This window comes from Roseburia porci, from assembly GCF_009695765.1.
Classification (GTDB): Bacteria; Bacillota; Clostridia; order Lachnospirales; family Lachnospiraceae; genus Roseburia; species Roseburia porci.
This window is the reverse complement of record NZ_VUNI01000018.1, coordinates 44,556-65,705: the sequence shown is the minus strand read 5'-3', so window position 1 is coordinate 65,705 and position 21,150 is coordinate 44,556. Positions and strand designations below refer to the sequence as shown.

At 46.0% G+C, this 21,150-nt stretch carries 15 protein-coding genes; 3 read left to right on the top strand and 12 right to left on the bottom strand.

Going from position 1 to position 21,150, the window contains the following annotated elements:
- The first annotated feature begins 180 nt into the window (after positions 1–180).
- Positions 181–1,077, top strand: coding sequence for a LysR family transcriptional regulator (locus FYJ75_RS10510; protein WP_154430409.1), 897 nt, complete (start codon positions 181–183; stop codon positions 1,075–1,077).
- A 127-nt stretch (positions 1,078–1,204) separates the two neighbouring features.
- Complete coding sequence (locus FYJ75_RS10505) at positions 1,205–3,205, top strand: NAD(P)/FAD-dependent oxidoreductase (protein WP_154430408.1); 2,001 nt, start codon at positions 1,205–1,207, stop codon at positions 3,203–3,205.
- A gap of 148 nt (positions 3,206–3,353) precedes the next feature.
- Here FYJ75_RS10505 and aroE read toward each other — a convergent pair whose 3' ends face one another.
- From aroE to FYJ75_RS10445, 12 genes are all read right to left on the bottom strand, one after another.
- The gene (gene aroE, locus FYJ75_RS10500) at positions 3,354–4,226 is read right to left on the bottom strand and encodes a shikimate dehydrogenase (RefSeq protein ID WP_154430407.1); all 873 of its coding nucleotides are present in this window, start codon (positions 4,224–4,226) and stop codon (positions 3,354–3,356) included.
- Positions 4,227–4,326: 100 nt separating this feature from the next.
- A complete protein-coding gene (locus FYJ75_RS10495; protein WP_154430406.1) occupies positions 4,327–5,445 on the bottom strand; it encodes a hypothetical protein in 1,119 nt (372 codons plus the stop codon).
- A gap of 56 nt (positions 5,446–5,501) precedes the next feature.
- Positions 5,502–6,161, bottom strand: a complete 660-nt coding sequence (locus FYJ75_RS10490; protein ID WP_154430405.1) for an NTP transferase domain-containing protein — start codon at positions 6,159–6,161, stop codon at positions 5,502–5,504.
- On the bottom strand, positions 6,151–8,463 hold the full coding sequence (locus FYJ75_RS10485) for a xanthine dehydrogenase family protein molybdopterin-binding subunit (RefSeq protein WP_154430404.1): 2,313 nt from the start codon (positions 8,461–8,463) through the stop codon (positions 6,151–6,153). Before FYJ75_RS10485 ends, FYJ75_RS10490 begins: the two co-directional genes overlap by 11 nt.
- On the bottom strand, positions 8,450–8,929 hold the full coding sequence (locus FYJ75_RS10480; RefSeq protein WP_154430403.1) for a (2Fe-2S)-binding protein: 480 nt from the start codon (positions 8,927–8,929) through the stop codon (positions 8,450–8,452). The genes FYJ75_RS10485 and FYJ75_RS10480 overlap by 14 nt, the downstream gene beginning before the upstream one ends.
- The gene (locus FYJ75_RS10475) at positions 8,929–9,726 is read right to left on the bottom strand and encodes an FAD binding domain-containing protein (protein ID WP_154430402.1); all 798 of its coding nucleotides are present in this window, start codon (positions 9,724–9,726) and stop codon (positions 8,929–8,931) included. The genes FYJ75_RS10480 and FYJ75_RS10475 overlap by 1 nt, the downstream gene beginning before the upstream one ends.
- Positions 9,727–9,741: 15 nt before the next feature.
- Positions 9,742–11,175 carry a uracil-xanthine permease family protein gene (locus FYJ75_RS10470; RefSeq protein ID WP_154430401.1) on the bottom strand — a complete coding sequence of 478 codons (1,434 nt, stop codon included), beginning with the start codon at positions 11,173–11,175 and terminating at the stop codon, positions 9,742–9,744.
- Between the two features lie 19 nt (positions 11,176–11,194).
- Positions 11,195–12,388, bottom strand: a complete 1,194-nt coding sequence (locus FYJ75_RS10465; protein ID WP_331467524.1) for a pyridoxal phosphate-dependent aminotransferase — start codon at positions 12,386–12,388, stop codon at positions 11,195–11,197.
- 298 nt (positions 12,389–12,686) lie between these two features.
- Entirely contained in the window at positions 12,687–14,525 is a 1,839-nt protein-coding gene (locus tag FYJ75_RS10460) for a methyl-accepting chemotaxis protein (protein ID WP_154430400.1), read from the bottom strand.
- 179 nt (positions 14,526–14,704) lie between these two features.
- A complete protein-coding gene (locus FYJ75_RS10455; protein ID WP_154430399.1) occupies positions 14,705–16,297 on the bottom strand; it encodes a xylulokinase in 1,593 nt (530 codons plus the stop codon).
- Positions 16,298–16,320: 23 nt separating this feature from the next.
- Entirely contained in the window at positions 16,321–17,013 is a 693-nt protein-coding gene (locus tag FYJ75_RS10450) for an L-ribulose-5-phosphate 4-epimerase (protein ID WP_154430398.1), read from the bottom strand.
- Positions 17,014–17,030: 17 nt separating this feature from the next.
- The gene (locus tag FYJ75_RS10445) at positions 17,031–19,697 is read right to left on the bottom strand and encodes a translation factor GTPase family protein (RefSeq protein ID WP_154430397.1); all 2,667 of its coding nucleotides are present in this window, start codon (positions 19,695–19,697) and stop codon (positions 17,031–17,033) included.
- Between the two features lie 131 nt (positions 19,698–19,828).
- On the opposite strand from FYJ75_RS10445, the gene FYJ75_RS10440 reads away from it, so the two are divergent.
- Positions 19,829–21,115, top strand: a complete 1,287-nt coding sequence (locus FYJ75_RS10440) for a DUF4317 family protein (protein ID WP_154430396.1) — start codon at positions 19,829–19,831, stop codon at positions 21,113–21,115.
- Positions 21,116–21,150 lie beyond the last annotated feature (35 nt).

Here is a 21,150-nt window from a genome sequence, read left to right as displayed (position 1 = left end):
TGTGTTATCATGTAGGTATATCTCCTTTAGGTGGATTGGTTGATATTTTTTCGCAACTCTATTTTACCATAAACCTTGAGGAGATATTTTATTTTAACAACAAAAAATGCCGTATTTATGCGGTTTTTGGCGTTTCGCAAACACCTAATTAAGACTTAAAGTAAAAAGGAGGAGCCCAAAATGACACTGAATCAGCTTCAGTATTTTTATCATGCGGCAACCCTGGAGCACTTCAACCAGGCCGCCGAAAAAGCAAACGTATCCGAACCAACGCTGAGCCGCTCCATCTCCACTCTGGAGGATGAGCTCGGTCTGATCCTTTTTGAAAAGAAGGGCAGAAATGTGCAGCTCACCAAGGCAGGTGCTGTTTTTCTGGAACACGTAACCCGGATTCTTGATGAAGTAAACCGCACAGAACTGAAAATGCATCAGCTCGCAACGAACAGCGGACGGATTGATATCGCGTATGTTGCGCCTCTTGCACGTACGTTTATTCCAAAAATGATCCGTTCTTTTTTACATGAAGATGGAAACCGGCATGTTATTTTCAATTTTCACCAGGGAAATACTGCCGGAAATGTTGATGGCTTAAAACGCGGCAGCTACGATCTGATCTTTGGTTCAAAGGCAGAGAATGCACCGGAAATCGAATTTGTACCGATTCTGAAGCAGGAGATGGTTGTAATCCTCCCAGCAAATCATGAGCTTTGCGATGCTCCGGACGAAAAGATTACGTCGGCTCTGTTTGGACTGTATCCCGTGCTCAGCTACGATCACACTTCGGGTCTTGGTAAATATACGAAGAATTTCTTTCTCTCCCATGACATCCACCCGGAATTTATCTGTGAATCACCGGACGAAAACGGAATCGCATCACTTGTCGCAGAAGGATTCGGCATTGCCCTCGTTGCTGATGTTGAAGCGATCCACAGAGACGACATCGTGATCCGGCATCTGATTCCGGAGGAGACATTTTCCCACACCGTATATATGGGATACGTGCGGAGCCAGTATCAGCTTCCTGCTTTAAAACACCTGATCCGGTTCATTATCGAAAACTGTACAACTGATCAATAGAGATTTTCTATCATTTTGCTTTCGAAAATCAATTGGATTTTTTCCCTCTGCGATTGTATTGTTAAATTAATAACACGCCCGTTATCAATAACCTTATAAACACTTTATTTTATAAGAGGAGAAAAAAATGAGAAACAAATATCAGCATATTTTTGAGCCAATGACAATCCGTCGCATGACAATGAAAAACCGCATCGTTATGACTCCAATGGGTACAAACTTTGGTGAGCAGAATGGTGAAATGAGCTTCTTACACATCAATTACTATGAGCAGAGAGCCAAAGGTGGTACTGGTCTTCTGATCGTGGAAAACGCGAGCGTTTCATCTCCACAGGGATCAAACGGAACCACACAGCTTCGTATCGACCTGGATAACTACATTCCAAGACTTTACAAGCTCTGCGAAAACGTCCACAAGCATGGCGCATGCATTGCAATCCAGTTAAACCACGCAGGAACTTCCGCAATGTCTTCCAGAATCGGAATGCAGCCGGTATCTGCTTCTGACGTTCCTTCCAAAGCAGGCGGAGAGATCCCAAGACCTCTGGAAAAAGAAGAAATCTATGAAATCGTGAAAAAATACGGAGAAGCTGCAAAACGCGCACAAATCTGCGGATTTGACGCTGTTGAGATCCATGCTGGTCATTCCTACCTGATCAGCCAGTTCTTATCTCCGACTATGAATAAGAGAACCGACGAGTTCGGTGGTTCTCCGGAAAACCGTGCAAGATTTGCCAGATTAGTCATCGAAGAAGTCCGCAGACAGGTTGGACCGTTCTATCCGATTTTTGTCCGCATCAGTGCCGATGAAATGGTAGAAGGCGGTAACACTCTGGACGATACGCTCGAATATCTGCAGTACTTTGAAAAAGAAGTCGATGTATTTGACGTTTCCTGTGGTCTGAATGGTTCCATCCAGTATCAGATCGATGCCAATTACCTTCCAGACGGATGGCGTTCTTACATGGCAAAAGCCGTTAAAGAGAAATACAATAAGCCATGTATGACGGTCGGCAATATCCGTGATCCAAAAGTTGCAGAAGACATTCTTGCGCGTGGCGATGCAGACCTGATCGGAATGGGCCGTGGTCTGATTGCAGAGCCAGAATGGGTAAATAAGGTTGAATTCGGCAATGAATGTGACCTCCGCAAATGTATTTCCTGCAATATCGGCTGCGCCGGACACCGTATCGGCTTAAACCAGCCAATGCGTTGTACCGTGAACCCTGCAATCAACAGTGGCGAAGATTACATGAAACACAAGATCAACAAACCATGTAACGTAGTCGTAATCGGCGGTGGTACAGCCGGACTGGAAGCAGCCTGCACAGCTGCAGAAGTTGGCTGCACAACATTTCTGATTGAGAAAAAACCGGAGCTTGGCGGTCTTGCATCCGTGATCTCGAAAATTCCGGATAAAAAACGTCTTGCCGACTTCCCGGAATATTTAAAACACCGTGCTTCGAAACTGCACAATTTATTCATTTTTACCAATACATCCGCAACCGTGGATCTGGTTAAGAACCTCAATCCGGACATCATCGTAAATGCAACCGGTTCCGTTCCTACCCTTCCACCAATCAAAGGACTTCATGACTATGTGGATCAGGATGACAGCAATGTTGCAACCGTTCTTAAGATGATTGACCGTATCAACGATTATCCGGACAATCTCGAAGGCAAAAAAGTTGCCATCATCGGTGGCGGTGCCGTTGGTCTTGATGTTATGGAATTCTTTACTCCTAAGGGAGCGGAAGTTACTATGGTCGAAATGCTTCCTATGATTGGTAACGGACTTGATCCGGTAACCAAATGCGATACAACTGCGAAAATGAAAAAGTACAATGTCCGTCAGATGACAAACACTGCACTTCAGGAAGTTACCAATGATAAATTCATCGTAAAAACTCCGGAAGGAAACATCGAAGATGTTCCATTTGATTATGGATTTATCTGCCTCGGTATGAGAGCTAATACCCCGGTTCTCTCAGAACTTGAGGATGCATTTGCCGATACAAACGTAGAGATCGTAAATATCGGTGACAGCAAACGCGCCAGAAGAATCATTGAGGGTACAGAAGAAGGACGCAATATCTTAAGTGTTCTTGCCCGCCACAATTTTTTATAAAACAATATCGGTCCACACCCTTCAAATCCCAATAATCCTAACCGGACCGTGAACAACTTTCCCTCCTTATATCCAGATAAAAAACTCCGGAAAGCCTTATCATTCAAGGCTTTCCGGAGTTTTATGTATATTCCGGTGTAACAGATCTTTATTCTGCAAAGAACTTCTCACGTACTTCTTCTACCGGCATATCCTGTCCTGTGTAGAGTTTAAACGCTGCAACTCCCTGCCACAAAAGCATACCTTTTCCGCCGACACAGGTGCATCCTGCTTCTTTTGCCTCGCGAAGCAGCTTTGTCTCTGTCGGATTGTATACTGCATCCGCAACAACAAGTCCCGGGCGGAATGCACTGGTGTCTTTTACAACGCTCTGATCATCTAATGGCTTCATTCCAACGATTGTTGCGTTTGCAAAAATATCACTGGACTTGATCTCCTCGGTCATTTTTGCAATATCATCGATATCGTATACATTGACATCACAGTCCGGGCAAGCCTTTTTGATCTTCTCTGCAGTCTGCAGTGTACGCTCAAAGAATGCATCCTTACGGTTAAAAATACTGATTGCTTTTGCTCCGTCTAATGCGCACTGTACCTGGATTGCTGTCGCAGCTCCGCCGCCTCCGGCAACCGTAACCTTCTTGCCTTTTACATCAATTCCATGTGCCTTTAAGTTCTTTACAAATCCCTCTCCGTCTGTCATGTGACCGGTCAGCTTTCCGTCGTCATTGACAATCGTATTTACTGCTCCGATGATCTGTGCTGCCGGTGAAAGCTCATCCATGTATTTTACGACCTCTACCTTGTCCGGCATCGTAACATTGCAGCCACGCATATGAAAAGTCTTCATTGCCTGGATTGCATCTTTCACCTTGTCCTCTTTTACATCAAAAGCCACGTAAGCATAATCCAGTCCCAGCTTCTGAAAGCTGTAATTATACATTGCCGGTGATCCGGAATGTCCGACCGGTGATCCGATCAATGCTAAAAGTCCTGTTGTTCCTGAAATTCTACTTTCCATGTCTTTTCCTCCATAAACGATATGTTTTCTTTATTAATCATCATATTCGTTTTACGTAGAAAAGGCAAGCACTTTTTTACTTTAAACCAATAAAGTTATATTATACCGCAGATTTTGTGTCGTCCTCCGGAAGACTCTCGAAGTCTGCCGGTTCCGGAATATCGTCAGAAGCTTTTACTTTCCGGAATCTGCTTAAAAATTCTTCTTTTTTCTGGTCTGATCTCTCTTGTCTCTGCTCTGCGTCTTCTTCCTTCTGGCGAAGGTTTTCAGCTCTTTTCTCTTCTTTCTGGCGCAGCTTCTCAGCCCGGTTTTCCTCTTTCTGGCGGAGTCTCTCTGCTCTGTCGGCTTCCTTTTGCCGAAGCTTTTCGGCTCTGCTTTCCTCTTTATCCTGCTGCTTCTGTGTACGGTTCTCTTCTTTTATGCGGGTTTTCTGGTTCTTTTTCACCTGTTTACGGGCGATTCGCTCCACATTGCGGATCGTGCTTTTTGCATCCCGTATCCGGTCTCTTGCAGTGCGATACGGATCATACAGAAAATACGCAGCCATAGTCAGAGCCAGAAACGCAAAAGCGCCTGCAAGACTGTATTTTAGTGCCCGTTCATAATAGGAATACCCCAGTTCATTTCCAATGAAAAGTACAAGCATTCCAGGAAATGTCAGCATCTGTGCAAGCCGGCAGATCCACTTCCACACCAGAAAACATCTGGTCTCCTGGATAAGTACAGCCCCCTGCAATGCCGTAAAAAAGAGCATTGCAAGTGTGATCTGTGACGCAATCCCATTCAGATAGCCACAGAATACACAAAGTACCAGCGACAGCAGAAACATCGCAAGTGCAAATCCCTTGTGATAAGCATTCGAATATTCTCTCATGCCTTCCATCTTGTCTTCACTCAGATCATGCATTGCATAGACCTGCCTGTTGAGCCGCTCTTTCATCTCTTCGCGGTAGCGCCGTCCTTCACTGGCATGTTTCATGTTCTCATCTACATTCTCGTTGAGTTCATGTAATGCTTTCTGCTCTGCAAAAATCTGATCCAAAAGTGCATCTTCTTCTTTTCGTCTTCGCTCGATCTCGTCCCTGACCCAGACGGCTTTCTGCAGCTGCAGACTTTCGTTTATTACTTCCTGCTTTGGTTTTTCCTGTTCTGGTCTTTCCTGTTCTGGCTTTTCCTGCTCTGCAATCCTGTCCATTATTTCTTTGTCTGAACTTTCCATATCTTCCCCTGCTTTCTTCCATGAACTGTCCGGCCTGCGGACACATCTTCTCCTGATCATTTCAGGCTGCTCAATCTGTCGATATCCTGACACTCATTCTCTACCGGATAAGTATAACTGCTGTCTAAGTGCTTCCGAAAGATCCTTTTTCCGCCCTGATCGCCTTCCAGCTGTAACAATTCTTCTTCCAGACTGGAACGAAACATGACCGGATTCCCATACTGATCCTTCTCGGTCACACAACCGACCATCTTACCGGAGTTTGTCATTCCTTCCATAAATCCCAGAAGACTTACCTCTGTCATATATGGCTGATCTGCTACCATAAATGTATCATAATTAGGGCCTTCCTGCCATATCTTACGCTCATTTCCATATATACAATTTGAAAAATCTGTCTTTTCAGGAATCGTCCATCCGTACTCGATTGCTTCGCGGATCGTGTACGACATGCCAAGACGACTTTGTTTCGTGAGAAGCGGATATACCCGGTCTGCAATTTTCTCCCGCTGCAATTTTAATTGTGAAACTTCTTCATAGATCTGCGGATACTGCGTCGCAACGATAAGTTCATATTCTTCTTTTTTCTCTAATATAGAAAACAGCAGGAAAAGCCCATATTGATACATGGGCTTTCCAGCGATCGGGAAGAGGAGTTTGTTCTCCCCAAACCGCACACTGTTTCCTGCTGCCAGATAAATAATTCTATTTCGCATGTTGTTCAAATGCCTCTAAGATTTTCTCCGGTGTAAATGGCACTTCTTTGATAAATACGCCGGTTGCATTATAAATTGCATCTGCAATGGTCGGACACGGGGTATCAATAACCAGCTCTCCGATGGATTTCGCGCCAAACGGACCACTTGGTTCATAACTGCTCTCAAATGCCACGCGGATATTTCCAATGTCCAGACGGGATGGAATCTTGTAATTCATAAGTGAATTCTCGGAAATCGCACCCTTATCTGTATATGTGACATTTTCATACAATGCCATACCAATTCCCTGTGCCAGTCCGCCTTCTGTCTGGACACGGGCAAGATTCTCATTGATTACTGTGCCACAGTCCACAACACCGACATAGTCGATCAGCTTGATCTCTCCCGTCTCCCGGTCGAGCTCGACCTCACACATACCTACCATATATGGTGGCGGGGAAGTCGGTGAAGAATGGGATTCCGTAACCTGGATCGTCTCACAGTTTCCGCACATTGACTTGGTTGCAATATCAAGAAGTGATACCTTTTTATCTGGATCTGCCGTGGCAGTTACTCCAGCAGAGGTAAATTCTACCTCATCCTCTGCAAGCGAGAGCATTTCTGCTCCGATTCTGCAGATATGCTTCTGAAGCTTTGCGCATGCCTTTTCTACTGCCATTCCGGTGACATACGTCGTACTGGATGCATAAGAACCGGAATCATACGGTGAAAAATCCGTATCTGCGCTGTACACAGTTACATCATCTATCGAACAGTCCATGCACTCTGCCACCATCTGGGCAAGGATCGTGTCGCATCCCGTTCCCATATCAGCTGCACCGATCACCAGTGAATACTGCCCGTCCTCGGTCAGCTTTACCGTGGCGCTTCCCACATCAACTCCGGAAATTCCAGATCCCTGCATTGCGATCGACATACCTACGGCACGGACTTTGTGATTCCCGATGTCACGATATGGGTATTTTTCGTCCCATCCGATCATCTCTTTTGCTTTTTCCATGCACCGGTCAAGGCTGCAGGAAAGGCATGTCTCACCATAGTAAGCATCCATGATATTTCCTTCTCTTACCATGTTGAGTTCACGGATCGCCACCGGGTCCATATGAAGCCGGTCTGCCAGCTCACTGACTGCCGATTCGAGTGCAAAGATTCCCTGTGGTGCTCCATATCCGCGAAATGCACCGGCCGCCTGAACGTTTGTGTATACAACGTCACAGGTAAAACGGTGTGCTTTCAGATTATTGGAATACAGCGGAATGGATTTGTGACCGGAAAGTCCGACCGTTGTCGGTCCATGCTCGGAATATGCACCACTGTTTGATAATGTATACAGGTCGATTGCACGGATATGTCCCTCTTTATCCGCTCCGACTTTTACCGTAACTTCCATCTCATGACGTGGAGAAGCCACGATCTGGCTTTCCTCTCTTGTATAGATGATCTTGGAAGGTTTCTTGGTCATCCATGTTACAAATGCCGGATAGATTTCAGAAACAACACTCTGTTTTGCGCCAAATCCACCACCAATACGTGGCTTGGTAATGCGGATCTTGGATTTCGGAATGCCAAGTGCATTGGAAAGGATTCTTCTGCAATGGAAAACAATCTGTGTGGAACTGATCACGTGCAGTCTTCCGTAGGTGTCGATCTCACAATATGTGCGGAATGTCTCCATCATTGCCTGATTGTTCGCCTTACAATGATAGGTGCCTTCCACGATCTCATCGCATTTTGCAAACTCTGCCTCCACATCGCCATGGGAGTCTTCGCTATGAGCTACAAGATTCCGTTTATTGTCCGCGCCTACCGGACAAAGTGCTTTCCAGTTTTCTTCCGGATGGACAAGAATCGGATTGTCTTTTGCCTTATGCGGATCCAGAACCGGCTCAAGTACTTCATATTCGACTTTGATCAGCTTCATCGCTTTTTCCGCAGCTTCCAGTGTCTCTGCGGCGATAATTGCCACTGGATCTCCAATCGCACGAAGTCTCTGATCCAATATCAGTCTGTCATAGGCACTCGGCTCCGGAAAAGTCTGCCCTGCCACCGTAAAACGCTGGTTCGGAACATCTTTATACGTATAGACGGCCTCAACTCCTGGCACAAGATATGCTTTACTTGTATCGATATTTCTGATCAGTGCACTTGCATACGGGCTTCTTAAAAGCTTTACAACAAGGCAGTCAGATGGTGTAATATCATCCACATAGACCGGCTGTCCAGTCACAAGCTGCATGGCATCTTTCTTGCGGATACGCTTGGTTACTACTTTGTATTCACGGTCATCACTGTGTAACATGATTCTGCACCTCCCCCTTTTTGTATGCGAGGTAGGCTTTGATGCCCCTCAGCTGCCCTTCATATCCGGAACAGCGACAAAGATTGCCCGAAAGATACTCGCGGATCTCATCGTCTGTCGGATCTGGATTTTCACGGAACATTGCGATTGCATTCATCATAAATCCCGGATTACAGAATCCACACTGTTCGGCACCTTCGTCTGCCACATATGCACCAAACGCCTTTGCCTCATCCTGAAGTCCCTCTAAGGTAACAACCTCGGCACCGTTCACTCTTGCAGCGATCGTGCTGCAGGACAGTATTGGTTTCTCGTTCACAAAAACCGTGCACAGACCACAGTTAGATGTCTCACAGCCACGTTTTACGCTGTAGCATTTTAATTCTCTCAGAAGGTCCAAAAGAATGGTATCGCTTTCGATACTGCGCGTTATTTTTTTCCCGTTCAGCTGAAATGTAATCTCCATCAGTTCAGACCTCCTTCCTTAATTGCCATAAGGGCACGTTTTGTCAGGACACCAGACATTTTCCGGCGGTATTCGGCTCCTGCACGGTAATTGCTTCCGGTTACCACATGTGTTCTGACATAATCTGCAAATGCAGCCACAGATTCCTCGTTAATTCCATCTTTTAAAAGACCGGTTTCATCCCGGAATAAAACTGCCCGTCCCGGTCTTGCACCGATCGTTCCCTGATATACACCATTCACTTTTGCCATACAACAGGTAAGCACCGGAAAATCGGTTTCACTGTTTCGGATGCACTGATAAGAACAGCCCTCTACCTTTTTCGGAAGAATTACTGCCTCCAAAACATCGCGGTCCAGTTTCTGATCCACATAATCAGCCAGTTCCACTTCGCCAGTGTGATACAGACGCACTTTTGCCCCAAGTGCAAGAAATAACGTCAGCACATCAGAAAAACCATATCTTCCATACAGGCTTCCGCCAACGGTCGCAAGATTACGGAACTGTACTCCGACAATGTGGCGCACGCTTTCGCGTGCTGCCCCGTTTAAATATTGTGCCAGTGCTTCACTGCATTCGATCTGGCGAAGGGTTACCATCGCTCCGATCACAAATGCATCTTCTGTTTCTTCAATCTGATCCAGTCCAAGGTCCGAAAGATCAATCACTCCGCCAATCGTGCGGTTCTGCTGTCTTAACCACAGGTTCCCGGCCATGATATGATTCGCCTTTTTCTGGTTCAGTTCATACGCCTCATCAATTGTTTCTACTCTGTAATACTGCTTAAATCTAAGCATTTATCCACCTCTTCTTTATTCCTGGTCTGCTTTTTCCACAGGCTTATCCTTTGGAAGAATGATATTGAGAATAATTGCAACAAATGCTGCAGGTACAATTCCGGACTCACCACAGATCAGCTGGAATACCTGAGGAAGGTGAGCAAGAATCGTGCTGTTTGCACCAAGACCATATCCAAGTCCAAGCGCTACGGATACGATGGTAATGTTTCTGCCATCCAGCGGCTCTTTCGTAATCAGCTGAATACCACTGATGACGATGGAAGAGAACATCATAACTGCAGCTCCGCCAAGCACGCTCTGTGGCATAATGGAGATCAGCGCTGCAAGCTTTGGAAACAGACCGCAAAGGATCAGAAAGATTGCTCCGAAGGAAAGTGCCATTCGGTTTACAACTTTTGTCATGGTTACAAGACCTACGTTCTGGCTGAAAGAAGTATTTGGAAGTACGCCAAATACCGCTGCAAGAGAAGAACCAAGACCATCACACATAACGCCGCCGGATAATTCATCATCCGTTGCTTCTCTTCCAAGTCCGCCGACCATAACACCGGAAATATCTCCCACGGTCTCAACTGCGGTTACAATGAACATGATCAGCACCGGGATAATGGCACGCACATCAAATACCGGTTTCACCGGAAGAATTGTCGGGAATGCGAACCAGCTCGCATCTCTTACTTTGTCAAAATTCAATACCCATGCTTTGGTATACTGTACACCATCTGCATCGATTCCGGTTGTCGGAAGAACAACACCCATAATACCGCAGATGATATATCCGCAGATAATACCGATCAGGATCGCTGAGGAACCAGCGATTCCTTTTGCAAAATGTTTGATTGCAAGAATGATACAAAGTACTGCAAGACCGATCAGAAGGTTCTCAACAGAACCAAAGTCTTTTGCAGAAGCTCCACCACCAAACGAATTCACACCAACGCTGATCAGTGACAAACCGATGGAAAGTACAACTGTACCGGTTACAACAGCCGGGAAGAATTTACGCAGCGGCTTTAAGAACAGACCGAGCACACCTTCAAAAAGACCACCGATAATGGATGCTCCCATCATTGCGCCATATGCAAGTATTCCGCCGCCCATGATATTGGCAACACTGCTGAATACCCCGATAAATCCGGAGCTTGTTCCCATGATGATCGGAACCTTTCCGCCGACAGGTCCGATGGAAAACAACTGGATCAATGTTACAACACCTGCAATGATCATTGCATTCTGAAGCAGTTCTACATAAACCGATGCAAAATCGGAAGCTGCTCCAATTCCACATGCTCCGCAGATTACAATAAGTGGTGTAAGATTGCCCACAAACATGGCAAGCACATGCTGAAGTCCGTAAAGGATTGCATTGCTGACCGGGATCTTACCGTAAAAGTCATACGGCGAAGTGAACTCATTTGTTCCCTTTGTCTCTTTTGTGATTTTCATAGTTTTCTCCTTGAATTAATTATTTATATTTCTTGTAAAGACGTTCAAACGCTGCAAATGAGCGTCTGATCATGTCTTCATCAACGCAGTAGGAAATCCGGACATAACCCGGGCAGCCAAATCCAGTTGCTGAAACGATCAGAAGATCCTCTTCCTTTGCTTTTTCACAGAATGCATCTGCATCCGGTTCAAGTGCTTTTACAAACATGTAAAAAGCGCCATCCGGCTTATAGCACTCATATCCAATATCGGTAAGTCCTTTGTAAAGGATGTCACGATTTTTCTTATAAAGACTGATGTCGCCGGTTGCTCCAATACATCTTGTCACAACCTTCTGGAAAAGACTTGGTGCACATACATAACCAAGTGCACGTCCTGCACCGCAGATTGCTGCATATATCTTTTTGCTCTCGTATGCTTCATCCGGAACAAGCACATATCCGATACGTTCTCCCGGAAGAGAGAGTGATTTGCTGTAAGAATAACATACCAGTGTATTGTCATAAAATTCAGTCACATATGGCACTTCAACACCGTCATATGCGATCTCACGATATGGTTCATCCGACAAAATAAATATTTCCGTGCCAAACTCCACAGATTTCTTTCTGAGGATCTCTGCAAGATGTGCAATCGTCTCCGCTGAATAAACTGCACCGGAAGGGTTGTTCGGCGAATTGATAATAACCCCCTTTGTATGCGGTGTCAATGATTTTTCCAGTGCATCAAAATCAATCTGGAAATTACTGGTATCCGGTGGAATCACAACAAGCTTTGCACCTGCGGATTCTACAAAAACACGATATTCCGGGAAAAATGGAGCGATTGTGATAAATTCGTCATCACGATCTGTCGTCAGTGCTTTAAAACAGATGGAAAGTGATGCTGCAGCACCCATTGTCATATAAAAATTGTCCGCATGAAAATGCGTTCCATAGGTTCTATTGAGATAATCCGCTGTTGCCTGTCTGCATTCAAGATCTCCCTGCGCAGAAGTATAACCGTGCAACTGGATGGAATTCAGTTCCTCTGTCAGTTCACGGATTGTTTCATTTACACAGTCCGGCGCCGGAACGGTCGGATTGCCAAGTGAAAAGTCATATACATTCTCTGCTCCGACCACTTCTGCACGCTTTTTTCCATACTCAAACAGTTCACGAATGGCGGAACGTTTGCTTCCAAGTTCATACATTTCTTCTGATACCAGTTTCATATTTCCTCTCCTTCATCTTTTATTCATAATAGGTAATTGCGAAACTATTTTAAACTTACTCTGGCATGTGCTGTGAGTACAAATAATCGCAGGCACGCTCTCGCTGCTCATCGCTGGCAACGGTACATAAGACGTCAAAATACAACGTCTAAGTACCGGCCGCTCTGAAGCACCTGCGAGTTACCTGTACTCACAGCACATGCTTAGTTTAGATTTTGATAGTTTCGCAAATGTCTATTATTCATCATGATAAAAGGGGGAATCTGTGTAAGATCCCCCCTGACCTGTTATATGCTGCCTATAAAGTATAAAGCTTAACCTGCTCTTTCAGTTCATCGGAAAGTCCCTTGGTATTCAGACATTCCTGATTAATCTCCTGCATAGAAGCAAGTACTTCCTGTGCGGATGCGCTTGTCTCTTCTGTCGCTGCTGCATTCTGTTCTGCAGATTCGCTGATCTCTACGACTGCATCACGAATTACTTTACAGATATCGGTCAGATCCTGTGTAATACCACCCAATGTATTGATCTGTCCATTGATTCCATCAATGTTTGCTGTGATATCTGTGTACTTCTCCTGAGTATTATGTACGCCTTCAACCTGTTTCTCAACGTTCTGTTTTACGTTCTCGCTCTGATCGGTTGCGTTCTGAACACATTCTTTCAGTTCGTTCAGCATTGCATTGATATCATGTACACAGTTTGCGGATTCTTCGGAAAGTTTACGGATCTCATCCGCAACAACCGCAAATCCTTTTCCGGCTTCTCCAGCCCTTGCTGCCTCAATCGAAGCATTCAGGGAAAGAAGGTTCGTCTGGGATGCAATACTCTGGATCATATCCGATGCCTTTGCAATCCGCTCTGTGCTGACGTTAATTCTTTCAATACTCTCAAAAATCTTATCAAAGGATCCTTCTGCGTCCTTTGTAACAGCAGAAAGCTGCTGTAATACCTCGGTACCTGCTTCGCTGGCCTCGGCAATCTGCTTGCTGGTCTGCATCAGTTCATTGGAGATTTCTTCATTTCTGGTAGCGATATTCTCAAGACGTTCCATCTGCTGTCCGGTCTCTTCAATGCTTCCTGCCTGATCCGATACTCGTGTCGCAATATCCGAAATCGCATCTGTGATCTCACTGACATTCTGACATACCTGATCTGATTTGACATTCATGGAATCCGAAGCTTCATTCAGATTATCACTGGATGTTCCAAGCACTCCCATGATATCTTTCATGGATTTCTGTAATTCATTCGACGCAACCGCAAGACGTGCGATCTCATGTCTTCCTTTTACCGGAATCGGGGTCTTTGTCAGATCTCTCTGTTCAAGCGCCGCAAGCTGTCCGGTTACAGTACGGATCGGTCTTACAACCGTAGAAGTAAAATACCGGATAACGATCAGAATGATGATGATCATAACTGCACTGCTGGCATAACTTGCCTTCTGACATCCGCTGATGATCTTATTGATCGTATCAGCCTGTTCCTCAAACGATTGCTGTGCATAACCAACCAGTTTGTCTACGCACTGGTTGATCAGGTTCGCATCATCGGTAAAAGATGACAGGTAAAATCCGGCAGAATCAACACCTTTGCTCTGTGACTGCTCTGCCATATTCTGTCCTTTTTTATAAAAAGAATCGAATTTGTCTGATACAATCTTCCATCCACTTGCATGTTCATGGTCAATATCACTTACCAGTTCTATGGATGCTTTAAGCTGCTCTGCATAATCATCACTCTTCTCATAGCCATCCTTTGGCACTGCCTGTTTCGCAGTAAGTGACGTCACAATGTTCTGAACCTGCAAAATATCCATGCGGATGTTGGACGCTTCCGTCACAACGACCATGGATTTATCCTCCATCTCCTGTGCTGCCGCTTTCGCCGTATTCAGCACAGAGTTGATTGCGATCTGTGTAACGATATATACAACGAGAATAGCTCCAAATCCCAATGCAAACAATGCATTTAATGATTTTGGTCCTTTCTTTGAAAGTTCATAGCTGACAGCCTTCTTATTTCTGGTCCCCTTCTTGCCTGCTTTGGCTGTCTGCGCTGTTTTCGTCTGTTTTGCAAGGCGTTTCTGTCTGCGCGCCTCTTTCCGTTCTTCCTTCTTCGGATCCTGTTTCTTCATCTTCCCTGATTTCCTTTGTTTCTCCACTGATGATTCCCCCTTATACGAAGAAAAAGTGGAACTCCATAAAATTCCACTTCTTCCTTTTCCCGTGAAAATACTATATCAATATTATATCATAAGTATCATTTTTTTCAATCTTTCACCAGTATTTTGTACTTTTTTGGCATATTGCCTAATTACTTCAGATGGCTTACAGCAGCCTGCTCAATTGCCAGTCCTTCCCTGTAACGCTCCATAAACTTTTCAAAGCCCATAACGGCTTCCCGTTCCGGCTGCACCACGTTCTTTCTGGCCCCAGTAAATACCTCTTCCGCCAGGTATTCTTCCAGAGTCTGATTCTCTTTTTTGTGGATCATGTAAGAGGCTAAAAGTGCCATTCCCCAGGCTCCGCCCTCACCTGCAGTTTCCATGACCGCAACCGGCGTATCCAGTGCTGCTGCAAGAATATTCTGTCCTACCCCGGCAGTCTTGAAAAGCCCGCCATGTCCGTAGATCATATCGATATGGACGTCTTCCTCCTTCAGCAGGATATCCAATCCGCTCTTTAACACTCCAAGTGATGCATAAAGATGTGTTCTCATAAAGTTTGCAAGCGTAAAATGACTATCCGGAGTCCGTACAAATAACGGTCTTCCCTCCTCAAATCCGGTAATGTGTTCACCTGAAAAATAATTATAGGCAAGCAGGCCTCCACAGTCTGCATCTCCTTCCATTGCTTTGCGGTAAAGTGTTCCATAAAGCTCATCCATATCCATCTTTGCGCCGGCTGCCTCCGCAAATTCCTTAAAAATCCCAACCCATGCATTCAGATCCGATGTACAGTTATTACAGTGTGCCATAGCCACCGGATGACCGGTCGGAGTTGTCACCATATCGATCTCATCGTGCACGCTTTTTAAATCCTTTTCCAGGACGATCATTCCAAACACCGATGTTCCCGCGGAAACATTGCCCGTACGCACTGCAACACTGTTCGTGGCTGTCATTCCGGTTCCTGCATCACCTTCCGCCGGTGCCACCGGGATTCCAGGCTGAAGTGTTCCGCTGACATCGAGTTTTTCAGCTCCTTCCGCTGTCAGATAACCGGCGATTTCTCCTGCAGATGCGACTTTTGGCAGAAGTTCTGTGATTTTCCAGCTATATCCCATCTCCTGCACTTTTTCCTGAAACCGGTCTAACATCTTTGCATCATAATCCCCGGTCTTTTCATCAATCGGGAACATTCCCGAGGCTTCTCCGACACCGATCGTCTTCTCTCCTGTCATCTGCCAGTTCATGTAACCCGCCAGTGTCAGAAGCGTATGAATCCGTGAAACATGCTCTTCCTTATTCAGCATTGCCTGATACAGATGTGCAATACTCCATCTCTGCGGAATATGATACTGGAACAACTCCGTCAGTTCCTTTGAAGCCTGCCCTGTGATCGTATTTCTCCATGTGCGGAAAGGAACCAGAAGCGAGCCTTCTTCATCAAATGCCATATATCCATGCATCATCGCACTGAAACCAAGTGCTGCAAGCTTTGTAATTCTGCAGCCATATTTCTTTTCAACATCAGCGAGCAGATTCTGGTAACAATCCTGCACACCCTTCCAGATGGCATCCAGACTGTAGGTCCAGATATGATTCTCCAGCTGGTTTTCCCAGTCATGGGTTCCCACTGCAATCGGTTCATTCTTCTCCCCGATCAGAACCGCTTTAATCCTTGTAGATCCAAATTCAATACCTAAAACCGCATTTCCATTCTCTATGTAACTTCTGTAATCCATAATTTTCCCCCTGTTTGTCTGTTTTACTGTCCGTAATATGCGTTTTTTCCATGTTTACGGAAAAAGTGCTTATCGCGGATGCAGTCCGGCGCCGGTTTCACATCCGGATTGATCAGTTCCGTCTTTGTTGCCATCTTTGCCACTTCCTCCAGTACCACTGCGTTATGCACCGCCTCTGCCGCGTCTTTTCCCCAGGTAAACGGGCCATGGTTCGTGCAGAGCACGCCCGGTGTATAGACCGGATTGATTCCCCGTTTTTCAAACGTCTCAATGATGACGCGTCCGGTGTTGGTCTCATATGCCTCATCAATCTCTTCCGGTGTCAGGCTCCTTGCACACGGGATTGGTCCGTAAAAATAATCCGCATGCGTTGTTCCGTAAAGCGGAATATCCCTGCCGGCCTGTGCCCATGCGGTCGCCTCCGGAGAGTGTGTGTGCACGATGCCACCGATATCTGTGTATTTTTTATACAGTTCCAGATGTGTCGGTGTATCAGAAGACGGCCGCAGACTTCCCTCCACCTTGTTGCCATCCAGATCCATCACAACCATATCCTCCGGTGTCAGTTTGTCATAATCCACACCGCTTGGCTTAATCACAAAATATCCTGTTTCACGGTCGATGCCGCTTACATTTCCCCATGTATATGTGATCAGTCCCCTTTTCGGAAGCTCCATATTTGCTTCATATACCTGTCTTTTCAGTTCTTCTAACATGACTTGTCCCCTTTCTCTCAGGCCTTCCCCTGTTTTTTCAGATATTCCTCATAAATTTCTTTTGCTGTCCGCCCCAGTTCCTCTTTCAGATTGGATGCACTCATTCTGAGCGCGCCCTGCGACATAACGGTAAGCTGTTCAAGTCCATCATTGGTCGCTACTGTTACGCGGTTCTTTTTCCCGATTTCATGCACAAGCTTTTCGATGTACATGTCTGCGGTTTCATCCGTCTTTGTATACACCACACGGATATTATGATATTGCTCCGTTGTCGCCGGATGCCCCTTCGTCCGGTAGGCATCAAAAACGACGATCACATGGCAGCCCCGATATCCCTGGTAGCTGCCCAGCGCGTCTAATAGTTTCCCCCGTGCCGAATCCATATTGGTTTTTGACAGCTCATTCAGATCTTCCCATGCAAAAATGATATTATATCCGTCAACGATCAGATACTCTTCCCCGGGGTCCTTACGCGGATAAATGACATTTCCCTGTTTGTCATGCTTTGGTCCACGGACGCCGGATGCATCTGCCTGGTTCTTTTTCCGCCATTTTTTCCGCTCCTGATCAAGCATGTCATCTTTGTTCATGCCAAACTCTCTCGCATAGATTTCCTGAAGTTCCCGGTCCAGTTCCCATGAACCTGCCGTCTCTTTTGGCTTTTCCGGTTTCCGTCCAAAATTGTTCTCTGCACCAAACGCATGCGTCGTATCCAGTTCACTGTCCGCCTTTTCATCCGGATGATATACATAATCGAGGTGCATATAGTCAGCCACCTGATCCCATGGGACAAGAAATCCCGCTCCGTGTGCACAGAATACCGATGCCGTCGGATTCTCTGTATCCGCCTCGCTGTCATAGCCCATCCGTGCGATCACTTCCTCCGCATTATGGCATACATCATATCCGTGAAGTGTCAGAGTAAGACTGCCTGTTCCGCGCGTATAGGCATGTACCTCGGTCATGTAATCCTGCATTGTTGCCACCGGAGCTGTTCCGGTCAAAACTGCCATATCTCCATCCGCTCCCGAGATATATTCCGGTGTATCCACCTTGCCTGCCCGAAGCCGTATATCAGACATTGCCCTTCCGACACAGTCCGCCGGCAGCATAAGCGTAAATGCATAAACCGGCTCAAGCAATACGTTTTCCGTGGATTTTAATCCCTGTCGTATTGCGCGGTAAGTCGCCTGTCGGAAATCTCCTCCTTCTGTATGTTTCAGATGTGCTCTTCCGGTCAGAATCGTAAATTTCACATCGGTCAGGGCCGATCCGGTCAGAACACCAGGATGTTCCCGTTCCTCAATGTGTGTCAGTATCAGCCGCTGCCAGTTTAGGTCCAGCACATCTTCACTGCACGCGGAAGCAACCTGAATACCGCTTCCCGGTTCACCAGGTTCCATCAGGATATGCACCTCCGCATAATGCCTGAGTGGTTCAAAATGACCGACACCCTCGACCGGACGCGCGATCGTCTCCTTGTATACAATACTTCCGGTTCCAAATGTTACCGTCACGCCAAACCGCTCTTTGATCAGTCTCGTGAGGATCTCAATCTGCACCTGTCCCATCATCTGTGCGTGAATCTCCCGCAGTTTCTCATTCCAGATAATGTGCAGCTGTGGATCCTCTTCCTCTAAAAGCTTTAATTTTCCAAACATATCGGATGGGTTTACATCCTGTGGCAGATAAATTCGGTAATTCAGCACCGGCTCGAGTACCGGAACTTCATCCGCTTTCTCCGCTCCCAGTCCCTGTCCGGGATACGTCGCTGTAAGTCCGGTCACCGCGCAGACCTCTCCCGCCTGCACCTCATCCACAAGTTCGTATTTATCCCCGGAATAAATACGGATCTGATCCGCCTTTTCCACCAGTTCCTGATACGTAATCTTGTCCTTCACATGAAGGTTTCCTCCAGTCACCTTCATATACGTAAGACGGCTTCCCTGCGCATCTCTTCCAATCTTGTATACACGAGCCGCAAACTCGTCCCCATACACTGGCTGCTTTGTATAAGATTTGAGACCTTCCCACAACATTTTTATGCCGTCCAGCTTCAATGCAGAACCATAAAAGCACGGAAAAACCTCCCGATCCGCAATCGCCTTTTTGATCAGCTCCCCAGAGACCGACTGATGCTCCATAAAGCTTTCCAGCATCGCTTCATTGCACATGGCAAGATGATCGTAAAACTCCTCAGTCCCCTGTACATCCCCGGAAAAATCCACACAACCGTCGGATAATTCCCGTTCAAGTTCCTTTTGGATCTTGCCGTGGTCAGTTCCGGGAAGATCCATTTTATTCACAAAAAGAAAGACCGGTACTTCATAATGCCGGAGCAGTCTCCATAGTGTCCTCGTATGTCCCTGCACACCGTCAGTTCCACTTATTACAAGCACTGCATAATCGAGCACCTGCAAGGTACGTTCCATTTCCGCCGAAAAATCCACATGTCCCGGTGTATCGAGAAGTGTGCATTCCATATCTTCGGTCACGATCCTTGCCTGTTTGGAAAAAATCGTGATCCCCCGTTCTTTTTCAAGCGCATTGGTATCCAAAAAAGCATCCTGATGATCCACTCTTCCAAGCGAGCGGATCTGTCCATTTTCATAAAGCAGCCCCTCTGATAAAGTCGTCTTTCCTGCATCCACATGTGCAAGAATTCCAAGAATCAGTTTTTTCATATCGTGTTACCCTTCTGCCTCCATATTACCTAACCTATAGTTTAACTTCAAAATACAAGAATAGCAATACCAGACTTGCGCTTGTGAAGAGCTCTGCGATATAATAGGGAATGCCATCAGGAGGTATACATATGAACAAAAAAGAAGTATTGGAATTAAAAAGACGTTTCAAAAAAGATGACGCAACATTTACCCAGCTGACAGGCTGTTATGTAGACGGAAATCATAACAAAGTCTGCAAATTCGGCGGTAAATTTCTGAACTTAGAAGAAGAGGAATATCATAAATATCTTGAAATTGCCAACAAGGCTTTATCCGGAACACTTGGAAACAACCTGCTTGATCTTTCTTTCCCGCTTCAGGAAGAAGAAGTCGGCGGAAGGCAGCAGATCCTTATGGCTCTGCGCGACAGCAGATTAGAGGATGAAACACTGTTAGATACCTATTATGATCTAATCATCGACACTTACGACCACGCGGGAAACTATCTGATCCTGTTATACCATGACACCTATGATGTCATGACAAGAACAACTGATAATGATGATCTCGATGAATCCGAAGAAGTCTACGATTATCTGATCTGTGCCATCTGTCCGGTCGCATTATCCAAACCGGGACTTGGTTATCTGGAAAACGAAAAACGTATCGGGCCTCGTATCCGTGACTGGGTTGTCGGCGCACCGGAGACCGCATTCTTATTCCCGGCTTTCAATGACCGCAGCACCGATATCCATTCTGCACTGTTTTATACCAAAAACACCAAGGAGCCACACTCAGAATTCATGGCAAACGGCCTCGGCTGTGATCCTGCCCGCACTGCTACTGAGCAGAAAATGGCATTCCACTCCATCGTCCGCAACGTGCTCGGAGCTGAAGACGAACACACTGAAAATCTGCTCGTAAACATCCAGCAGAACTTAAGCGACATGATCGACGAATACGAAGTTGTTCACGAAGATTCCGATGAAGAATTTATGCTGGATCGTGCCACTGTAGGAAAACTCCTTGAGGAGAGCAACATTCCGGAAGAAAAAGCAAGCCGCATCGAAAAGACACTGGATGAAACCTTTGGTGACAAACCTCCGGTTGCAAGCAATGTCATCGACACCAAGGCCATCGAACAGCATGCCATCGTCATGGAAAAAATCGAGCTTCAGGATCAGGTTGACGTGCTCACACAGCAGCTGGAAGAAAAGACGACCAAGCTCAATGAGACCACAACCGAGCTCACCGAGAAATCCGAAGCTCTGGATACCTACGAATCCGAAGTTAAAACCTACGATGTCATCCTGCGTGTAAAACCGGAGAAGGCTTCCCAGATCCACTCTCAGGAGATCGGAGGTAAAAAATGCCTTGTTATTCCAATGGATGAAAATGAACACGCTGCGATCAATGGTGTGAACACTACAATCTGATTTCCTATAAACCTTAGGATGTCAAAAGGGAATTT

Bases quoted from the DNA above. Each gene is read 5' to 3' on its own strand.
- FYJ75_RS10460 (WP_154430400.1), bottom strand. From the start codon at position 14,525: ATGAAGAAACAGGATCCGAAGAAGGAAGAACGGAAAGAGGCGCGCAGA.
- FYJ75_RS10465 (WP_331467524.1), bottom strand. From the start codon at position 12,388: ATGAAACTGGTATCAGAAGAAATGTATGAACTTGGAAGCAAACGTTCC.
- FYJ75_RS10450 (WP_154430398.1), bottom strand. From the start codon at position 17,013: ATGTTAGAAGAACTGAAAAGACAGGTATATGAAGCAAATATGGAGCTT.
- FYJ75_RS10470 (WP_154430401.1), bottom strand. From the start codon at position 11,175: ATGAAAATCACAAAAGAGACAAAGGGAACAAATGAGTTCACTTCGCCG.
- FYJ75_RS10495 (WP_154430406.1), bottom strand. From the start codon at position 5,445: ATGGAAAGTTCAGACAAAGAAATAATGGACAGGATTGCAGAGCAGGAA.
- FYJ75_RS10510 (WP_154430409.1), top strand. From the start codon at position 181: ATGACACTGAATCAGCTTCAGTATTTTTATCATGCGGCAACCCTGGAG.
- FYJ75_RS10505 (WP_154430408.1), top strand. From the start codon at position 1,205: ATGAGAAACAAATATCAGCATATTTTTGAGCCAATGACAATCCGTCGC.
- aroE (WP_154430407.1), bottom strand. From the start codon at position 4,226: ATGGAAAGTAGAATTTCAGGAACAACAGGACTTTTAGCATTGATCGGA.
- FYJ75_RS10480 (WP_154430403.1), bottom strand. From the start codon at position 8,929: ATGGAGATTACATTTCAGCTGAACGGGAAAAAAATAACGCGCAGTATC.
- FYJ75_RS10485 (WP_154430404.1), bottom strand. From the start codon at position 8,463: ATGTTACACAGTGATGACCGTGAATACAAAGTAGTAACCAAGCGTATC.
- FYJ75_RS10490 (WP_154430405.1), bottom strand. From the start codon at position 6,161: ATGCGAAATAGAATTATTTATCTGGCAGCAGGAAACAGTGTGCGGTTT.
- FYJ75_RS10445 (WP_154430397.1), bottom strand. From the start codon at position 19,697: ATGAAAAAACTGATTCTTGGAATTCTTGCACATGTGGATGCAGGAAAG.
- FYJ75_RS10475 (WP_154430402.1), bottom strand. From the start codon at position 9,726: ATGCTTAGATTTAAGCAGTATTACAGAGTAGAAACAATTGATGAGGCG.
- FYJ75_RS10455 (WP_154430399.1), bottom strand. From the start codon at position 16,297: ATGGATTACAGAAGTTACATAGAGAATGGAAATGCGGTTTTAGGTATT.
- FYJ75_RS10440 (WP_154430396.1), top strand. From the start codon at position 19,829: ATGAACAAAAAAGAAGTATTGGAATTAAAAAGACGTTTCAAAAAAGAT.